This window comes from Actinomyces sp. HMT897 (assembly GCF_016626125.1).
In the GTDB taxonomy this organism is placed as follows: Bacteria; Actinomycetota; Actinomycetes; order Actinomycetales; family Actinomycetaceae; genus Actinomyces.
Genome location: NZ_CP067336.1, coordinates 1,729,731 through 1,746,538 on the forward strand (window position 1 = coordinate 1,729,731; position 16,808 = coordinate 1,746,538).

9 protein-coding genes are annotated in these 16,808 nt (G+C 65.0%); 8 read left to right on the top strand and 1 reads right to left on the bottom strand.

Annotated features, from left to right (window positions below; genetic code table 11):
• The first annotated feature begins 81 nt into the window (after positions 1-81).
• The 8 genes from JJJ15_RS06875 (at position 82) to JJJ15_RS06915 (ending at position 11,344) form a co-directional block, all read left to right on the top strand.
• The gene (locus JJJ15_RS06875) at positions 82-1,314 is read left to right on the top strand and encodes a carboxylate--amine ligase (protein WP_200510255.1); all 1,233 of its coding nucleotides are present in this window, start codon (positions 82-84) and stop codon (positions 1,312-1,314) included.
• Positions 1,315-1,450: 136 nt separating this feature from the next.
• The gene (locus JJJ15_RS06880) at positions 1,451-2,419 is read left to right on the top strand and encodes a GNAT family N-acetyltransferase (RefSeq protein WP_315133217.1); all 969 of its coding nucleotides are present in this window, start codon (positions 1,451-1,453) and stop codon (positions 2,417-2,419) included.
• Between the two features lie 394 nt (positions 2,420-2,813).
• A complete protein-coding gene (trxA, locus tag JJJ15_RS06885) occupies positions 2,814-3,149 on the top strand; it encodes a thioredoxin (protein ID WP_200510257.1) in 336 nt (111 codons plus the stop codon).
• 158 nt (positions 3,150-3,307) lie between these two features.
• A complete protein-coding gene (locus JJJ15_RS06890) occupies positions 3,308-3,775 on the top strand; it encodes a hypothetical protein (protein WP_200510258.1) in 468 nt (155 codons plus the stop codon).
• Positions 3,776-4,075: 300 nt separating this feature from the next.
• Positions 4,076-5,575, top strand: coding sequence for a threonine synthase (thrC, locus tag JJJ15_RS06895; RefSeq protein WP_200510259.1), 1,500 nt, complete (start codon positions 4,076-4,078; stop codon positions 5,573-5,575).
• Positions 5,576-7,500: 1,925 nt separating this feature from the next.
• Positions 7,501-8,445 (top strand): NADP-dependent oxidoreductase, encoded by a 945-nt coding sequence (locus tag JJJ15_RS06905; protein WP_200510261.1) that lies wholly within the window; start codon positions 7,501-7,503, stop codon positions 8,443-8,445.
• Between the two features lie 779 nt (positions 8,446-9,224).
• Complete coding sequence (locus tag JJJ15_RS06910) at positions 9,225-10,391, top strand: PLP-dependent aminotransferase family protein (protein WP_246742248.1); 1,167 nt, start codon at positions 9,225-9,227, stop codon at positions 10,389-10,391.
• 14 nt (positions 10,392-10,405) lie between these two features.
• Positions 10,406-11,344: an ATP-grasp domain-containing protein gene (locus tag JJJ15_RS06915; RefSeq protein ID WP_200510263.1), complete on the top strand. Its 939-nt coding sequence runs from the start codon at positions 10,406-10,408 to the stop codon at positions 11,342-11,344.
• Positions 11,345-15,189: 3,845 nt separating this feature from the next.
• Here the strand turns inward: JJJ15_RS06915 and JJJ15_RS13055 are convergent.
• Complete coding sequence (locus JJJ15_RS13055; protein WP_348641501.1) at positions 15,190-16,644, bottom strand: ParB/RepB/Spo0J family partition protein; 1,455 nt, start codon at positions 16,642-16,644, stop codon at positions 15,190-15,192.
• Between the last annotated feature and the right edge of the window lie 164 nt (positions 16,645-16,808).

The following is a 16,808-nucleotide window of genomic DNA, read 5'->3' on the forward strand; positions in this document are numbered from 1 at the left end:
ACGTCGGGGGCCGTCTGATCTATCCTGGGCAGACGGCCCTCCCGTCTGCCCGGGAGGGTGCCGCACTAGCTTGGAGGCCACATGAGTCACGTTCGTCCGGTCGTCCTGGGGGGGGACATCGGCGTCTACGCCATCGCCCGCCAGCTCCACACCGCCACCACCAGTCGCGTGACGGTCCTGTCCCCCGCCCCGATCGAGGCGATCAGCCTGTCCTCCTACATCGACGTCGTCCCCCTGCCCGAGGAGCCCACCGAGGAGGACACCATCGCGGCCCTCCTGGAGGTCGCCGAGGACCTGGGCGAGGACGAGCGCGCGGTGGTCATGGCCAACACCGACCACCAGGCCGCCCTCCTGGCCCGCCACCGTCACCTGCTGGAGCCCGCCTACGCGGTCCCCTTCCCCCCCAGCGAGGTGATCGACGCCGTCTCGGACAAGACCTCCTTCTCCGCCCTGTGCGCCTCGGTGGGGGTGGACACCCCCCGCCAGGTCGTGGTGGACATGTCCGACTGCGACGATCCGGGCTGGGCCGCCCCGCAGATCGACATGCCCTTCCCGGTGGTGGCCAAGGCCGCCGTCGGGGAGGCCTACGACGCGGTCTCCTTCCCCGGCAAGCGCAAGATCTGGTTCATGGACGGCCCCCAGGAGCTGGAGTCCCTGTGGCAGGACCTGCGTCAGGCGGGCTTCCGCTCCACGTTCGTGGTCCAGGAGCTCATCCCCGGTGACAACACGGCCATGCGCTCGGTGACCACCTACGTGGACTCCGCCGGACGGGTGACGCTCATGGGCTCGGCCCGGGTGCTCCTGGAGGACCACGCGCCCACCATGATCGGCAACCCGGTGGCCATGGTCACCGAGCCCTTCCCCGAGATCTGGGAGGCCGCCGAGCGGATCCTCACGGCCGCCGGGTACCGGGGCTTCGCCAACTTCGACGTCAAGATCGACCCCCGCGACGGGCGCGCCCTGTTCTTCGAGGTCAACCCGCGTATCGGGCGCAACTCCTTCTATATGACGGCCGCCGGGGCCAACCCCATGGTCCCCATGATCGAGGACCTCATTGGGGGGCGTCGCCTGGTGCGCCGCAACGTGACCCGGGAGGTGCTCTACTCCCTGGTGCCCGGACGCCTGCTCATGCACTACCTGCGCGACCCCGAGCTGGCGCAGCGGGTGCGGGGCCTGCTGGGCGACGCCGTGGACCCCCTGCGGGACCCCAGCGAGCGCTCCCAGCGCCGCCGTCTGGTGGTGGAGGCCCAGCGCCTCAACCACTACCGCAAGTTCGCCCGCTACTACCCCGACCCCACCGACCAGTCCTACTGACCTCCCCACCTAAGCCCGACCCGTTAAGCCCGACCCGAGAGACAGAAGGTTCCACGTGTCCAGTGAGCGTCAAGAGACCCTCCGCCGGCTCCGCCCGCAGGAGGCGCACGAGCTGATCCGTCACCGCGAGATGCCCATGGAGCAGACCATTCCGTGGGAGGCCTTCGAGGCCGCCCGGGGCAACCAGGTCTGGGGCCGGTACGTCTACGAGGACGGCGGCGTCGTCGTTGCCTACGTCATGTTCCTGGTCTACGAGATCGTGGGACGGCGCTTCCTGTGGGCCAAGCACGGGCCGGTGTGGTTCAAGGAGCAGTCCCCCGAGCGTGAGGCGCACCTGCGTGAGCTCCTGCAGGCCGAGGTGCGACGGCGGGACAAGTCGGTGGTGTTCCTGCGCCTGGCCGCCGCCTTCAGCGCCCCGGACCTGCACCCGCTGCTGAACTCGATCACCTACGACCACACCTATATCGCCGACCTCAGCCCGCGTGACCCCGAGGCCATTGCCGCGGCCATGCCCAAGGACGGTCGCCGCGGGGTCCGTCGCGCCCAGCGCGTGGCCGCGGCGGCAGGGGCCACGTTCGCCGACGAGAGCGACCTGAGCCGCCACGAGTTCGAGAAGGTCTACCAGGTGCTGACGGAGACCGCCGAGCGGGACGGGTTCACCCCGCACCCCAGTGAGGTCTACTGGCAGATGCTGACCTTCCTAGGCCCCAAGCACGCGCGCCTGTTCGTCATGCGTGACGCCCAGGGCAAGCCCCAGGCCTGGAACCTCATTACGATCTACCAGCGGCACACCTGGGCCTACTACGGAGCCTCCTCCAACGAGTCCCGGGCCTACCGGGGCGCCGAGGCCCTGGACTGGTGGTGCATGCGGACCCTGGCTGACGAGGGCTGCGTGTCCTACGACCTCATGGGGGCCGGGTCCGTGCGGGTGCCCGAGCTCTACAGCGTGGGTCAGTACAAGAAGCGCTACGCCCAGCGCGTCACGGAGGTCGACGGCAGCTGGGACATGCCCCTGCGGTCCTCGGCCTTCCTGGCCCTGCGCAGCGCCAAGGAGGCCAAGGGCCACCTGCGCAGCCTAGCCGCCCGGGCACGCTCCTCAAGCTGACACCCGCCCCACCCGTCCTCCCCTCCCCTCTTCCGTGAGAACGGTACTTATTGCTCGCGAGAACGGTACTTGTTCGTCGCGAGAACGGTACTTATTGCTCGTGAGAACGGGGGGGTTCACAGGATGCTCACAGGTACGGTCTGTGGTACGCCCGCGGACCGCACTGGTTCCCATTAGGCCACGGCCTCCCGTAGAAGACACCTGCTGGCCCTGCGGGACACGGTCCGGCCGGTAGAGGGCTGGCGCGGAACCTGTGGGACATGACGGGAACCTGTGCGATATACAGGAACCCGTGCAGGCTGTGGGACACATAGCACCCGGTCCCGCGAGCAACCGCCGGTTACTACCGCTCGCGAGAACAGGTGCCGTCATAACAGGCTCGAAAGGAATACTTATGCCCTCCGCCCTTGCCGTCACCGACTCCTCCTACGACGTCGAGGTCGCCCGGTGCGACCTGCCGGTCGTCATAGACTTCTGGGCCCAGTGGTGCGGCCCCTGCCGCCAGATGTCCCCGGTGGTAGACGAGGTCGCGAGCGAGCTCGCCGGTCGGGTGAAACTCGTCATGGTCAATGTGGACGAGAACCCGGTCACGACCCGTCTGTTCGGTATCCGCTCCCTGCCGACCTTCGCCGTCGTACGCGCCGGTGAGGTGGTCACGCAGTTTCAGGGCAGCTACCCCCGGGCCAGCTTCAGGAAGAAGGTCGAACGGGCCCTGGGCCAAGACTCCTAGGAGCACCACACCACCTCGTCTCGGTGGCGGGGGCCGTCAAGGACGGCGACGACGGCGGTGAGCACCGCCCCCGCCTCGGTGGCAGGGCACGTCCCCGCTGCCGGTGTCCGGGACGTCTAGGCTGACACGCGGAACCGTCCCCGTCCTGGAGGTGTACCGTGCAGCAGACACGTAACCGGGCTAATGACGAGCTGGTGGTCGATCTAATCGCGCAGGTAGGTGAGCGGTACCGCACCTACTGGGGCCAGGAGCTGGTACCCGCGTCCACCGGCGAGGTGGAGACGGCGGTCACCTGGGTCAGGGAGGACCTGGGTGCTGAGGTACCGGCAGCACTGCTGGGGTTCTGGCAGCTGACGGACGGCTGCGGCATGAACGGCGCGAACCTGTACGGGCCGGCCGAGATGGTGGAAACCACCGGGCTGTACGTGGCGGACTACCCGCGCTACCTCATGGTGGGCGACTACGAGGACGGTCCGCTGTACGTCTACGACCTTGACGCCCGGGACTGGCAGACCCTGGAGCAGGGGGACCTCGACGCCGGACCACGGGCCACGCGGCCCCGGTTCAGGGACCTGGTAGCCGTACTGGTCCCGCTCATGCTCGGTGAGGCCGGGGAGGGGTGGTGACCACGCCCCACAGCCAGCCCGTCCCACCAGGCGCACCACAACCGACCCACAGCGGCAGGCGCGCCCCACCAGGCACGTACCACGGCCGTCCCACCGCGGCAGGCGCGCCGCAACCAGCCCGCCCCACCAGGCACGCGCCGGTTGCGGCCCAATGCACCGGCCCCTTAGGATGAGCGGGCTCGCACCCCGGGGCGGTGTCCGCCACGGCCTTCGGCCGGTCTGCGACGCAGCGTACCCGGGCAGCGCCCGAGGACGTCACCGCGGGCGCCGATCCTTGCACACCTTCCAGGAAGGCCCGGCATGCAGTTCGTCTCCACCCGCGGGGGCATGGACCCTGTCAGCTTCTGCGATGCCCTCCTCATGGGGCTGGCCCCTGACGGCGGCCTCACCGTCCCCGAGGCCCTGCCCCGGATTGACGCCGCGCAGCTGGAGGCCTGGCGTCCCCTGACCTACCCTGAGCTGGCCGCACAGGTCATCGGCCTGTTCGCCACGGACGTCCCCGGCGAGGACCTGGCCGCCCTGACCGCCGCCGCCTACGGCCCTGAGCGCTTCCCCTCCCCGGTGGTCCCCCTGCGCTCCCTGGAGGCGCTGCACCCGGGCCTGCTCGTGGCAGGCCTGTCCGAGGGCCCGACCATGGCCTTCAAGGATCTGGCCATGCAGTTTCTCGGCCAGGCTGTCCCCTACGTCCTGGCCCGCCGCGGTCAGGTCCTCACGATCCTGGGGGCCACCAGCGGTGACACGGGCTCGGCCGCCGAGGAAGCCTTCCGTAGCCAACAGGGGGTCAGCGTCGTCATGCTCTCCCCCGCCGGGCGCATGAGCGAGGTCCAGCGCGCCCAGATGTACTCCATTACGGACGACAATATCCATAACGTGGCCGTGCGCGGCGTCTTCGATGACTGCCAGAACCTCGTCAAGGCCCTCATGGGCGACGCCGACTTCAAGACCGCCCACCACCTCGGCGCGGTCAACTCCATTAATATCGGTCGTATTGCCGCCCAGGCCGTCTACTACGTGTGGACATGGCTGCGGGTCACCGACGCCGCACCCGAGGACGTCCGCGCGGGCCTCCGGGTCGACGTCGCGGTCCCCAGTGGAAACTTCGGTAATATCTACGCCGCCTTCCTGGCCCGTTCCATGGGGGTCCCGCTGCGCCGCCTGGTACTGGCGACCAATGAGAACAACGTCCTCGACGAGTTCTTCTCCACCGGCGTTTACCGCCCACGCGACGGTGCCGAGACCCTGGCCACTTCCAGCCCCTCCATGGACATTTCCAAGGCATCCAACCTGGAACGTTTCGTGGCCCAGGTCCTCGGGGAGGAGTTTATGCGGTACTGGACTCGCCTGGAGTCCGACGGCGTTCTGGACCTGTGTGACAGAATTGTCTCCCTGCGTCAGGAGCACGGGTTTATCTCGGGGACCTCTACCCACGCCGACCGGCTTGAGGCGATCCGCCAGGTCCACGCGGCCACAGGTGAGCTCATTGACCCGCACACTGCTGACGGCGTCACCGTGGCACTGCGCGTCCTTAAGGCCGACGCCACAGCACCTGGCGCGGACAACGCACCTGGGGATGACGGTCCCGACCAGGGCGGCCCCGCCCACGGGCGGCGCGTGCCCATGGTGGTCATGGAGACCGCCAAGGCCGCCAAGTTCAGGCACACGGTCACTGAGGCCCTGGGTGAGGAGGTGCCGGTGGCCGAGGCGGTCAGGGAACTGCTGGCCAGGCCGCAGCACGTCGTGGAGATCCCAGCTACCCAGGAGGAGCTCCGACCCCTGGTCGCCAGTTACGCCCAGCACTGACAGGTCTCAGGGCTGTAGCGCGAACAGGGCGGTATCTGTTGTTCTAGTCGTGCCGTGTGCTAGGGTAGCGGCCTCAGCCGGGCTGGCCTATCAGGCCGTCAACCGGCTCGGTTAGAGGGGTTGCACATTCTTTTTACAATCGGCGATCATAAAATGGCGGAATCGCGCGGATCCGCCTGGCAGCCCGTGGCCCGGAGAGCAGGATGAATGTGCAACGGCGCCCGCGTTGCACATTCATCCTGTCCCCCTCCACCTCCTATGACGGGAAATCGTTGAAATGACGCCACCGGCCCGACCAGGACCCCAGGATGAATGTGCAACACCACCACCCCGGGACACCGACGCCACTCCTGCTCCCCCGCCCCACCGGCACAGTTGGGCGATTCCCGCTCCGGTTCAAGAAGTTTGACGCCGCCCCTGACCTGCCGGCACGCTCCGACCACTCCCCAGGCCCTTGACCACGCCACCAGCAGACACTATTGAATAGTATATTGCATCCATCCCCGCCAGCCCTGACCTCCACGCCACCAGCGGACACCCTCCCGCACCAGGGCCGTCACAAAGACACGCCCCCGACCCCCACACCACCAGCAGGCACCTGCCTGACCCATTATTGACCTAGCGAAACGGGCGTCACGACCCCATCACCAATTGACTCGGCGAAGTAGTCTTATGACCCTCATACCACCAATTAACCCGACGGAACAAGCCCTCAAATCCCGCACAACCAATTAACCCGGCGAAGTAGCCCCCTCCCGACCCCACACCACCAATTGACCCGATGAAGTAGCCCCCCGACCCCCACGCCGCCGGCAGACACCCTGTCCCAACCAGCTCTCGTCCTGTCGCGCTATGAGTGTCCTCATTCGATTTGCCTGGACCTCAGCCCGGCACCCACCTCGGGCAGTCTTTCAGGACGAATGCATATTTATGCTGCTCCCGAATAGGCGGGGGCATGCGTCAGCACCTCTCATGCACCTCCTGGAACCCGGCGTAGAGGCACGGGACATTTAGGATAAAATGACAGGGGTACTGCGGGACGCACTATTGTGCGGGACACAGGGACGGCAATATGGTCATAAACTACCGGGGCGCCTCCGCCGACCGGTTTATTGAGGCGGAGGTATCGACGTGGGGAGACGTAGAGAACGCGACAGAGACCGTTCGACGCCTCCCTCACCCACGCGGCACCCCCGTTATCGAGCTCCTCCTGGGGGACATTAGCTGCGCACTCATACAGTTTCGAGGGAGGTGGGTGCACAGCTTCTATTGGCAACGACACGGAGATGTTCTGGCCAGCTGCGGTGGTCGACGGTGGCCAGGGGTTCCTCGAGTACGACTACCACGGCAGCTGGTCAGAGATCCCCAGAAGCGTGGAGGTGCCTCGCGAGCTGGCGATCAAGGCGTTCAGACACTTCTTCACCCACGGAGACATATCGGAGACTGTGTTGCCGCTAGTGCGCGAGTAGGACGAGCCGTGATCGACAGCCGTGGCAGACCGTAGGACACCGTAGGACAGGACCAGGACGAACCGACAGGACCAGGACGAGCCCGCCACCGCCGAGAACGAACCGCGCCTCGTCTCAGTTATGCGGCGTGGTCGAGGCCATCTGATGCCACCACCGAGGACGAACCATGCGCGCGGGCCATGCCCCGCCTACCGCCGTCCTCACTGCCGAGGACAGAATGCACCCTATTTCACAGCATACTTTCAGACTCGCCTCTGAGCTGCACGTATACGTTATATCCCAGCATATCTGCAGATGATTCTATATCCTTGGTAAATAACGTTTCCGACCATGCTCGCCACCACGCCTCAGGTACTGCTTACCCCCCTCAGCACGAGGTGCCCGCACCCCACAGGGCGTGTCCGGGCACCATTATCAGCGCAACCACATACAGGACCAGAGCCAGGAGGACACACTATGACCCGAGCGATCCAGTACCAGCACTTCGGCGGCCCGGAGGTCCTGGAGATAGCCGACGTCATTGACGCCGTCCCCGGACCCCACCAGGTCCGTGTGAGCACCAGGGCCGCAGGGCTCAACCCGGTGGACTGGAAGGTATTCAGCGGGATGATCGGCAAGGACGCCTCGCACCTGCCACAAGGTGTGGGGCACGACTTCTCGGGCGTCGTGAGCGCAATCGGCAGTGAGGTCAGCAACCTCGCCGTCGGCGACGCCGTCTTCGGGACCCTCTGGGCGGCCCCTGGTCAGAGTCAGGTCGTCGGGGCCCTGTCTGAGCAGGTCGTGGTCAGTGCGGACGAGGTCCTGCGCAAGCCGGAGGCCCTCGGGTTCACCGAGGCCGCCGCCCTGGGGATTGTCGCCCTGACCGCCAGCGGCGCACTGCGTACGCTGGCGCTGACCAGCGACGACGTCCTCGTGGTCAGCGCGGCGTCCGGCGGCGTAGGCTCCCTGGCCGTGCAGCTCACCACCCACCGAGGCGTACCGGTCATCGGTATCGCCAGTGAGCGCAACGCCGACTACCTGCGTTCCCTGGGGGCGGTCCCCGTGGCCTACGGCGAGGGCCTGGCCTCCCGGATCCGCTCGGTGGCGTCACGCCCGGTCACCAAGCTGCTGGACTGCCACGGTCCGGAGTACGTCGACCTGGCCCTGTCGCTGGGCCTGGCACCCGAGGCCATTGGCACCCTGGTCCCCTCACCGGAGGCTGTCGCCAAGGGCGTCCACGTGACCGGTATGCGACACGCTGGCCCTGCTGACCTCAAGGAGGTAGCTGACCTGGTGGCTGGCGGTGTCCTGAAGATCCAGGTGGCCCACGTCTACCCGTTCGACGTCGAGTCGGTGCGTAGCGCGTACACCACCCTGCGTGAGGGCCACGTCCGAGGCAAGCTCGTCGTCACCATCGCCTGACAGCAGAAACAGGGGACGCGACGGTCCAGTATGCCGACCTGGGGCGCCTCGCACCCCTGGCGTGACAGGGGCAGGGGGGTAAGGTGCTGCGGCGCTGATCCCTGTGCGCATCCGCCTTGCGTCCCCACTCGACAGGAGTGAGGCCGGGAGGGATGCTGCCGATCAACGTGCGCTCACGCCCCGCCTGACAGGAGTAGGAGCGAGCTGCACCTGCGGGTGGCGTTGTCCTGACCTCGTATCCCTGCCTGACAGGAGCAAGAGATCACCCTGTCGCGAAGGGTTAGTCCCGGCCGGGTAGGCACTGTCCGCGGTCGGATCATCCCTGCTCGCGCGAGGTTAACGAGGCCCTTGTGTCCCTGCCTGACAGGAGCGAGGGCCTGCGGGCAAGGAGAAGCTGGACCCTGCTGAGACGTGTCCCCCGACAGGAGCAGGGAGACAACTCCCCAGCGAATGGTCCTGGGGTCGTTGTTTCACGTGAAACAACGACCCCAGGACCAGCACATGGCTCCTGACCTCTATAACGCCGCGACCACTTCCTGAGTCGCCACCGTCACCAGCACCGTTCCTCCCCGCTCCCTGGCGCCAAGTGGCAGACTGGGGCCCATGGGGGGTGGTCCCCCGACCGGAAAGGATCAGACGTGAGCAACGACGTCAAGGGAAACCGTCTCGACCCCTGGTTGGATAACTACGCAGCACGAGCCCACGGCCTGCGTGCGTCAGAGACCAGGTCTCTCTTCGCCGTCGCATCCCGTCCTGAGGTGGTCTCCCTGGCTGGCGGCATGCCCAATCTCAAGGACCTCCCTCTTGACGAGCTGGCCCAGGCTACCTATGACATGATCCGCAAGGACGGAGGTAAGGCCCTCCAGTACGGCAACGGTCAGGGCCTGCCCTCCCTGCGCGAGAAGATCCCTGAGGTCATGGCGCTGGAGGGTATTGACGCCGACCCCGAGGACATTATTATCACCACCGGCTCCCAGCAGGCCGTCGATATTATTACCGAGCTGTTCATTGACCCCGGTGACGTCATTCTCGCCGAGGCGCCCACCTACGTCGGGTCACTCTCCATCTTCGCCACCTATCAGGCCGACGTCCAGCAGGTGCCGCTGGATGCTGGCGGCGTCATCCCGGAGGCCCTGGAGGAGACCATGCTCCGCCTGGAGCGCGAGGGGCGCCGCGTCAAGTTCTTCTACTGCCTCCCCAACTTCCACAATCCCGCTGGGGTCACTCTTTCTGAGGAGCGCCGCCCTCAGGTCATTGAGATCTGCCGACGCCACCACGTCCTCATTGTTGAGGACAACCCTTACGGTCTGCTTGGTTTTAAGGGGCAGACCTCCACCGCCCTCAAGACACTCGCTCCCGACGACGTCGTCTACCTCGGCTCCTTCTCCAAGATCTTCGCGCCCGGCTACCGAGTCGGCTGGGCTGTGGCGCCTCCTGCCGTCCGCGAGAAGATGAAGCTCGCCTCAGAGGCCGCTATCCTCTGCCCCTCCTCCATGGGCCAGTACTCCGTGGCCATGTACCTGGAAAACTTTGACTGGAAGCGGCAGATCGCGGAGTTCCGCAATATGTACTGTGAGCGCCGCGATGCCATGATCGCTGCCCTCCACGAGTTCCTTCCTATGTGCTCCTGGAATGTACCAGAAGGTGGCTTCTACACGTGGGTACGGCTACCCGAGGGCCTGGACGCCAAGAAGATGCTGCCTCGCGCCGTCACCAACCTCGTCGCCTACGTCTCCGGCACGGCCTTCTACGCAGGCGGACAGGCTGGTCGTGACCATATGCGGCTGTCCTTCTGCTACCCCGAGCCCGCAGATATCCGCCTGGGTGTCCAGCGTCTCTCCGAGGTCATTACCAGGGATCTGGAACTCGTCCGCATCTTTGGCCCTACCTCTTCCCGCAATGGCGACGCCGACGCCGTCGTCGGCCCCGCCCCCGACCAGATCTGAGGAAGTACACCACCATGTCTGACCCCCTACGTATTGCCATTATCGCTGGCGGACTGTCTCATGAGCGCGACATCTCCCTGCGCTCTGGTCACCGCGTGGCCCAGGTCCTACGTCACCTCGGCCACACCGTCCTCATTCTCGACGTCGACGCCCGCATGATCTCCTCCCTGCGCGCGTTCTCTCCTGATGTTGTCTGGCCGCTCGTCCACGGTGGTCCCGGCGAGGACGGGGGTCTTCAGAATATTCTTATTGCTTTGGATCTGCCGTACGTGGGAACCCATTCTGATGGTTGCCAGCGCGCCTCATTCAAGCCGACTGCCAAGGCCACAGTCCGCCGCGGCGGGGTCCTCACCCCCGACTCGGTGACTCTTCCCAAGGCCTACTTCAGTCAGCTTGGCGCCCAGGAGGTGCTCAGCGTCGTCGCCAGCCACCTCGGCCTTCCTGTGGTGGTCAAGCCCAACCAGGGAGGATCCGGTCTGGGTGTCTCGCTAGCCGCAGATGCCGACGAGCTGCGTAGCGCCATGGTCGCCTGCTTCGCCTATGACGAGCGGGCCCTCATTGAGCGTTACGTACCTGGCACGGAAGTGGCGGTGTCCGTAATAGACACAGGGGACGGTGCTCGTGCACTACCACCTGTCGAGATCTCCTTCCAGGGACGCTACGACTTTGACGCCCGCTACAATCCTGGTCGTTCAGAGTACTTTGTCCCCGCACGTCTGAGCTCAGAAGTCCTCGCGCGGGTCAAGGAGACCGCCCTGACCATCCACCGGACCCTTGGCCTCGGACACGTCTCTCGGACAGACCTCATTGTGGACCAGGAAGGCACTCCCTGGTTCATTGACGTCAATGTCGTTCCGGGAATGACCGAGACCTCATTGTTCCCCCTCGCTGTTAAGGCCGACGGCGATCTGCCAGGCGTCTACAACTCCCTGGCCCACGCTCCGCTTAGCTGAGCACCTTCTTCCGCTGGACTGAGATAAGCCAGTCCACTTCCTTCTCCTCGGTACACCTTGGCAGAACGTGACCGCTCCGCAGACAAGGAACGCACCTGAGGTGACAGTCTTAACCCGGCTTACGCAGACCGTGCTCTTGGGTACAAGACTGCCCTGGCAGACACCGCAGAGCGAGAGGACAGACTGCCGTGCCGAGGGGCACGGCAGTCACCTGTCTGGGACGGGACTTACCCGAACAGTACCTCGCAAAACAACTGTGAGACCGCCCTCCAGAGCGGGGCTGTCTGCTGCACCAGCCAGGACCAACCCTTACGAACCGCGCCACAACCAGCCTCAGGAGATCTACGCTACCGCGGTGTACGCCGTGCACAGCACACCGTATGCAGCACAGTATGCAGCACATCGGCCGCAGGACCGCTTCTACGGCAGGCCGCTCCCATGTTTCACGTGAAACATGGGAGTGTTCACCTCCTGGACTCCCATTCAGGACGAGCCTGATCGACCTCGATTGAGCTCTGACAGCTCCTAGAATCAACGAACCGACAGCCGAGGCCGCGGCAGTTGACCACCCGGGAGCACCCTGACAGAGAGAAACGGTGGGTGCCCACCAGGTCCGCGCCGCGCTCGATCTCTCCGAGACCGGACAAGTCCCCGCTCCCGACGGCGGTCTCACCTCCTTCGACCCATGAGCACACGGCACACACCCTGACCCTCTCGACCCCCTCTGATCCCCTTGGCGAGATCACCTAGGAAGAGAAGCTCGTAAACCTGCTTAGCCAGATTGGGCTGCGCATGGTGCAGCTGCCCCTCAGGGACGAAGTGTCGCCTACGTAGGATCAGAGCTGCTAGGTGGTACACCTACCCATCCTTGTGGGTTCGACGTGTTCGCAGCATACGCACGAACACGTCGATCAAACCCGCCCTTACGCGGGCTCGACTATGACGAGGCTCTGGTCGGCAAGTCGTAGAACCCAGCTGTCTTGCGGGCCTGCCTGCAGCTGGGCGGAGACGTCCATGACCGTGGAGGAGCAATCCTCCCTTGCGGGCCCACCAGTCCCCGGACCAGGAACACCCTGGTCCAGATAGAGCGCCACCCTTGCGAACTCGCCTCTCTGCTGCCGCCAAAGGCCACGCCGACGCAGGACCGTTCCCACTGCCGACGTCGACATGACAGGGTCCACCCCGCTGGCCGCTATCAGCTTCATGTTTCACGTGAAACAGCGGGGGTATACACCTGCGATCCGCCTACTTTTTCGCTGTGGTCTCTACCGCCTTCCATCTCCATGTGTTTCACGTGAAACATGCCTCGCTAGATATTCCCGACAACCTCAAGCAGTCCCCTTGTAAAATCCCTGCTGGGCCTCGCCTAGAGGGACAGGCAGAGGCGGCCCGTCCTAACGGTCAACACATCCTCCTCGGCCCACAGAGAGCTGACGATCAGGCAAGAACGCCGAGCCGCCCTGTACGTCTTCTTTGACGTACCAGGACAAGGGTGAGTTCATGCGGCAGGTTCCCGCACGGCTCACTCGTTAGCCCAGGGAGCCGGGATGCGCCTCGTCACCGACCTCTACGACAGCTCACTCTTTAGCCCAGGGAGCCAGTACCACAGAACCATTGTGACCTTCTAGAACAGGACCAACCGACTCGGAGTCTGAACGACACTCCCGCTCAGAGACCAGCCACCTCTCTGCCCCAAGACAAGTGCCATTCCCTGGATCCAGGAAGACAGTCCAGGAGGGGTAGGCCTGCTGGGGACGGCTACTCCTTAGATTCCAAGAGGCCACTTCCTGGAGATGCTCGACGATATCTCTGAGGCACCAACCGTCTCCTGGATCCCAGGCGAACAACAGCCACCGACAGGGTAGACGTCACCAATCCCAGCGCACGAGAGGCTGCTCTCATAATTCGGCCACAGGTGCGCTATGTCGGATACCAATCCCAACACACAAGAGACCGCTGGAATAGTGGCGTCCACGCCCGAGGCGGATCTGCACCAATCCCAGTACACGAGAAGCCGCACAAAGAGACCTGCTGGCACGGGCATAAGAAGAGTTGCCCAGACGTCACCGGGAGACAGTACCTGCACAGGTAAGAGACAAGCAGACTACTGGAGTCTCACCACCTGTAAGATCAAGGGTCTCTAGACTTCAGCCTCTTCGGCCAAGAACGGCACCAGACCGCTCCTGCGAGCAGGGACCTCTGTCTGTCCTCACCCTCACCAATAAGTCCGGTCATGGACCGTTCCTGTGAGCAGAGGATCTCTGAGCTACAAGTGCTCCATCTATAGCGCGAGCGGAGCGGAACCTGACTGTGAGGCTCGGGGCGCCTTGGCCGTGGAGAAGCAGGGGTTGAGGTACCTCCTGATGGTGGGGCCAGTGCCGCGTCGTCGTCGATCTCGCCTGCACCGAGGGTACCTCCTAGCCGGACCCGGCGGCCTGGGCGTTCTTGGTGAAAGCGTCCGGTACCTCCGGCGGCATGGGAGCCGGATGCGCCTCGGTCTCAATGTCAGGGTCCATGCCCAGGTGCCTCTGCTGCTATGGGGGCCGGATACCTGCTACTCGCGTGGGAAGTGGGGTCCGGGGCTGACGCCTCGGTGGTATCCGGATGTTTCACGTGAAACAATGACGTCTGCGACCTCTACATGGAGCGACTCGCCGCGCCCCTCGTTGGCTCCCGACGCCTTCCTGTCGTCAGGTGTTTCACGTGAAACACCTGACGGTATCGCCCCTCAATGCCCTCGTGGAACTGTCACCTCGTTCCTCACCGAGATACAAGGCAATCGAGGGGACAGTCTCTTGACGCAGGGGGACGTCGCCCATGGCATCACACAAGTGACCGCGGGTGAAGGACAGCCAGCCCCTTATGTAGGATGGGACCGGGCATGGTTCACACGACGTCCTGGGCCGCTGGCAGCCTCCTGACGCAGAGAGATATCGTCCACGGCGGCGTCACACAGATGGCTGCGGATGAAGGACGTCCTTATATAAAGGGAGACCAGGCCGGTGACGTCCTGAACCGCCGGAAGCCCTTGAGGTAGGGGGACGTCGCCCAGAGCATTACACAGGTGACTGCGGGCAGGGGACAGCCCCCTTAGGAGGGGAACGGTTAGCCGCGCTCGTGGCGTAAGAACGGCCCCTTACATAGGAGGAGACCGGCCGTCCCGCACCGACTCTGTCTTCGGCCGTGAGGACAGCCCCTATGTAGCGAGGAGACCGGTACCCTGACCGATGACACCATTAAATGCACCAACGGTAGCCTTGTAGGAGGTACCGTTTGTCCTGGACCGTCGAAGGCCCCTTGACGTAGGGGAAAACGCCACGCCGGTCTCCTCGGCGGACGGATACTGCTCCCAGGACAGTCCCTCAGCTGTAGAGCAGGACAAGAACTGTGACCCAACGTCAGTTCAGTGGCAACGTGGAGATAACTGAGCGCCCCTCTCCCCTAGGAGGCAGCAGGGGTCAGATACCTGAGAAGGACAAGGATCTCTCCAGTCCTAGCGCACAGCAACCAACCGCATCTTCGCTGGCGTGCGGGCCACGTAGAGTACTCGGAGCCCGCCATAAAGCACATCTCTGCTGGCGTGGTGCCACGCGCTTCGCCCCGCTTTATTGCGCGTTCGACACACGCATCTCCGCTGGCGTGCGGGACCGCGCGTTTACTCCAGTCCTGGCGCGCGGTAACCAACCCCGGAGCTGAGCCCAGGAAGAAGACGGCCACCACCGGCAGCTCCGGCCATACGGTAACCCGACCATACCCGGGCATCCCCTTTGGTACAGGAAGACGTGCCCTGCTCCTGCCACGCGCCTCCTACTAGGAAGAGCGCCTAGCAATGCGTGCCTGTACCCTCACTCCTGAAGCGACGTCCCTGGAGCCAGGGCCTCAATAATGCGAGCCAGGTCGTCCTTACCGGCAAACTCAATGGTGATCCGGCCCTTCTTCGCTCCCTGGACCACCTTGACCCGGGTGTCGAAGGTGTCAGAGAGGCGTGTGGCCAGAGCCGTCATTGCCACCGCACGAGCCCGGGAGGACTTCCTCTTCTTAGCTGGCTCGTCATGGAGAGCCACCGCCTCCTCCGTCGCGCGCACCGAGAGCCCCTCAGCCACAATACGCTGAGCAAGGCGCTCCATTGCAGCTGCGTCAGGCAGGCCAAGAAGTGCCCTGGCGTGACCGGCTGACAGGACTCCCGCAGCCACCCGACGCTGAACCAGCGGCGGCAGCTTCATTAGACGGAGCGTATTGGAGATCTGGGACCGCGAACGTGCGATCCGTCGTGACAGCTCCTCATGCGTGCACGAGAAGTCGTCGAGCAGCTGCTGGTAGGCTGCCGCCTCCTCCAGGGGGTTGAGCTGGACCCGGTGCAGGTTCTCAAGCAGGGCGTCCCGCAGGAGATCCTCGTCCTCAATGTAGCGGACAATCGCCGGAATCTTCTTGAAACCAGCTGCCTTGGCCGCCCTCAGACGCCGCTCGCCCATAATGAGCTCGTAGCGGGCATCGCCCTCATCCGAGCCTTCGTCAATACGTCGCACCACAATGGGCTGGAGCAGGCCGACTTCCTTCATCGACGCCACCAGCTCGGCGATCTCGTCCTCGTCAAAGACCTGACGCGGCTGACGCCGGTTCGGGACAATAGCATCCAGCGGCAGATCCGCGTAGGTGGCCCCCGGAACCGGGACCAGGCCGTCAGGATCGACCTCCCCGTCGGGACGCGACGTTTCACGTGAAACACGCTTCGCGCTACCTGCCGCCCCGGACTTGCTGCTCGCAGACTGCACCGTCGAGGAAGACGCCTTACTAACGACAGCGGGCGCCTCGCCAACCGAGGTGCCCGCCTCATTCCCTGCGGAACCTGTCTTCGCCACCAAGGCATCTGCCCCGTCCGGAGCATCTGCCCCACCACCGGAGCTATCTGCACCAGCATCCGACGCCCTGTCGACTGCGGCCTTGACCTCAGGAACAGAGGCCGTAACACTGCCAGCGTCTCTGCCGTCCTTGCCAGGTGCCCCGTCACCCAGAGCGGGCGCCGCGTCAGGTACAGCCCCCTCCCCCGTAGCCGATGACGTCTCGGCACTGGAGGGGGTCGAGGACTTTGTCGAGTTCGTCGTCGTGGGCCCCTCCACGCGAGACCCTGTTGGCCTTGCCTCAGACCGGCCCCGAGGCTCCTGGACAGCTCCGTCCGAACCCGCAGCGCCCTTCGGATCCTGTGAGTCCACCGGTGTTTCACGTGAAACATCGGCCGCCGCACCTGTGGCAGCAGCCTTGCGCCCTCCCCCACTGCGTCGTCGGGGCTTGGGAGCAAGCAACGCTGCCGTCACCTCTGTCACCTGACGATCCCCCAGTACCGAGGTGCGGTCAGGGGCAGTCCTGACGGGTTCCGCCGTCAGGGTGCCGCCCCCAAAGTGAGACCGGGGAGGTCGGTGCCCAGCCGGGAAGAAGACGTCCGAGGGCCTCTGGTTCGGGCTCTCCA

Excerpts from the sequence above, each read along its gene's own strand:
- thrC (WP_200510259.1), top strand. The coding sequence starts at position 4,076 with ATGCAGTTCGTCTCCACCCGCGGGGGCATGGACCCTGTCAGCTTCTGC.
- JJJ15_RS06905 (WP_200510261.1), top strand. The coding sequence starts at position 7,501 with ATGACCCGAGCGATCCAGTACCAGCACTTCGGCGGCCCGGAGGTCCTG.
- JJJ15_RS06910 (WP_246742248.1), top strand. The coding sequence starts at position 9,225 with ATGCCCAATCTCAAGGACCTCCCTCTTGACGAGCTGGCCCAGGCTACC.
- JJJ15_RS06915 (WP_200510263.1), top strand. The coding sequence starts at position 10,406 with ATGTCTGACCCCCTACGTATTGCCATTATCGCTGGCGGACTGTCTCAT.
- JJJ15_RS06880 (WP_315133217.1), top strand. The coding sequence starts at position 1,451 with ATGGAGCAGACCATTCCGTGGGAGGCCTTCGAGGCCGCCCGGGGCAAC.
- JJJ15_RS06875 (WP_200510255.1), top strand. The coding sequence starts at position 82 with ATGAGTCACGTTCGTCCGGTCGTCCTGGGGGGGGACATCGGCGTCTAC.
- trxA (WP_200510257.1), top strand. The coding sequence starts at position 2,814 with ATGCCCTCCGCCCTTGCCGTCACCGACTCCTCCTACGACGTCGAGGTC.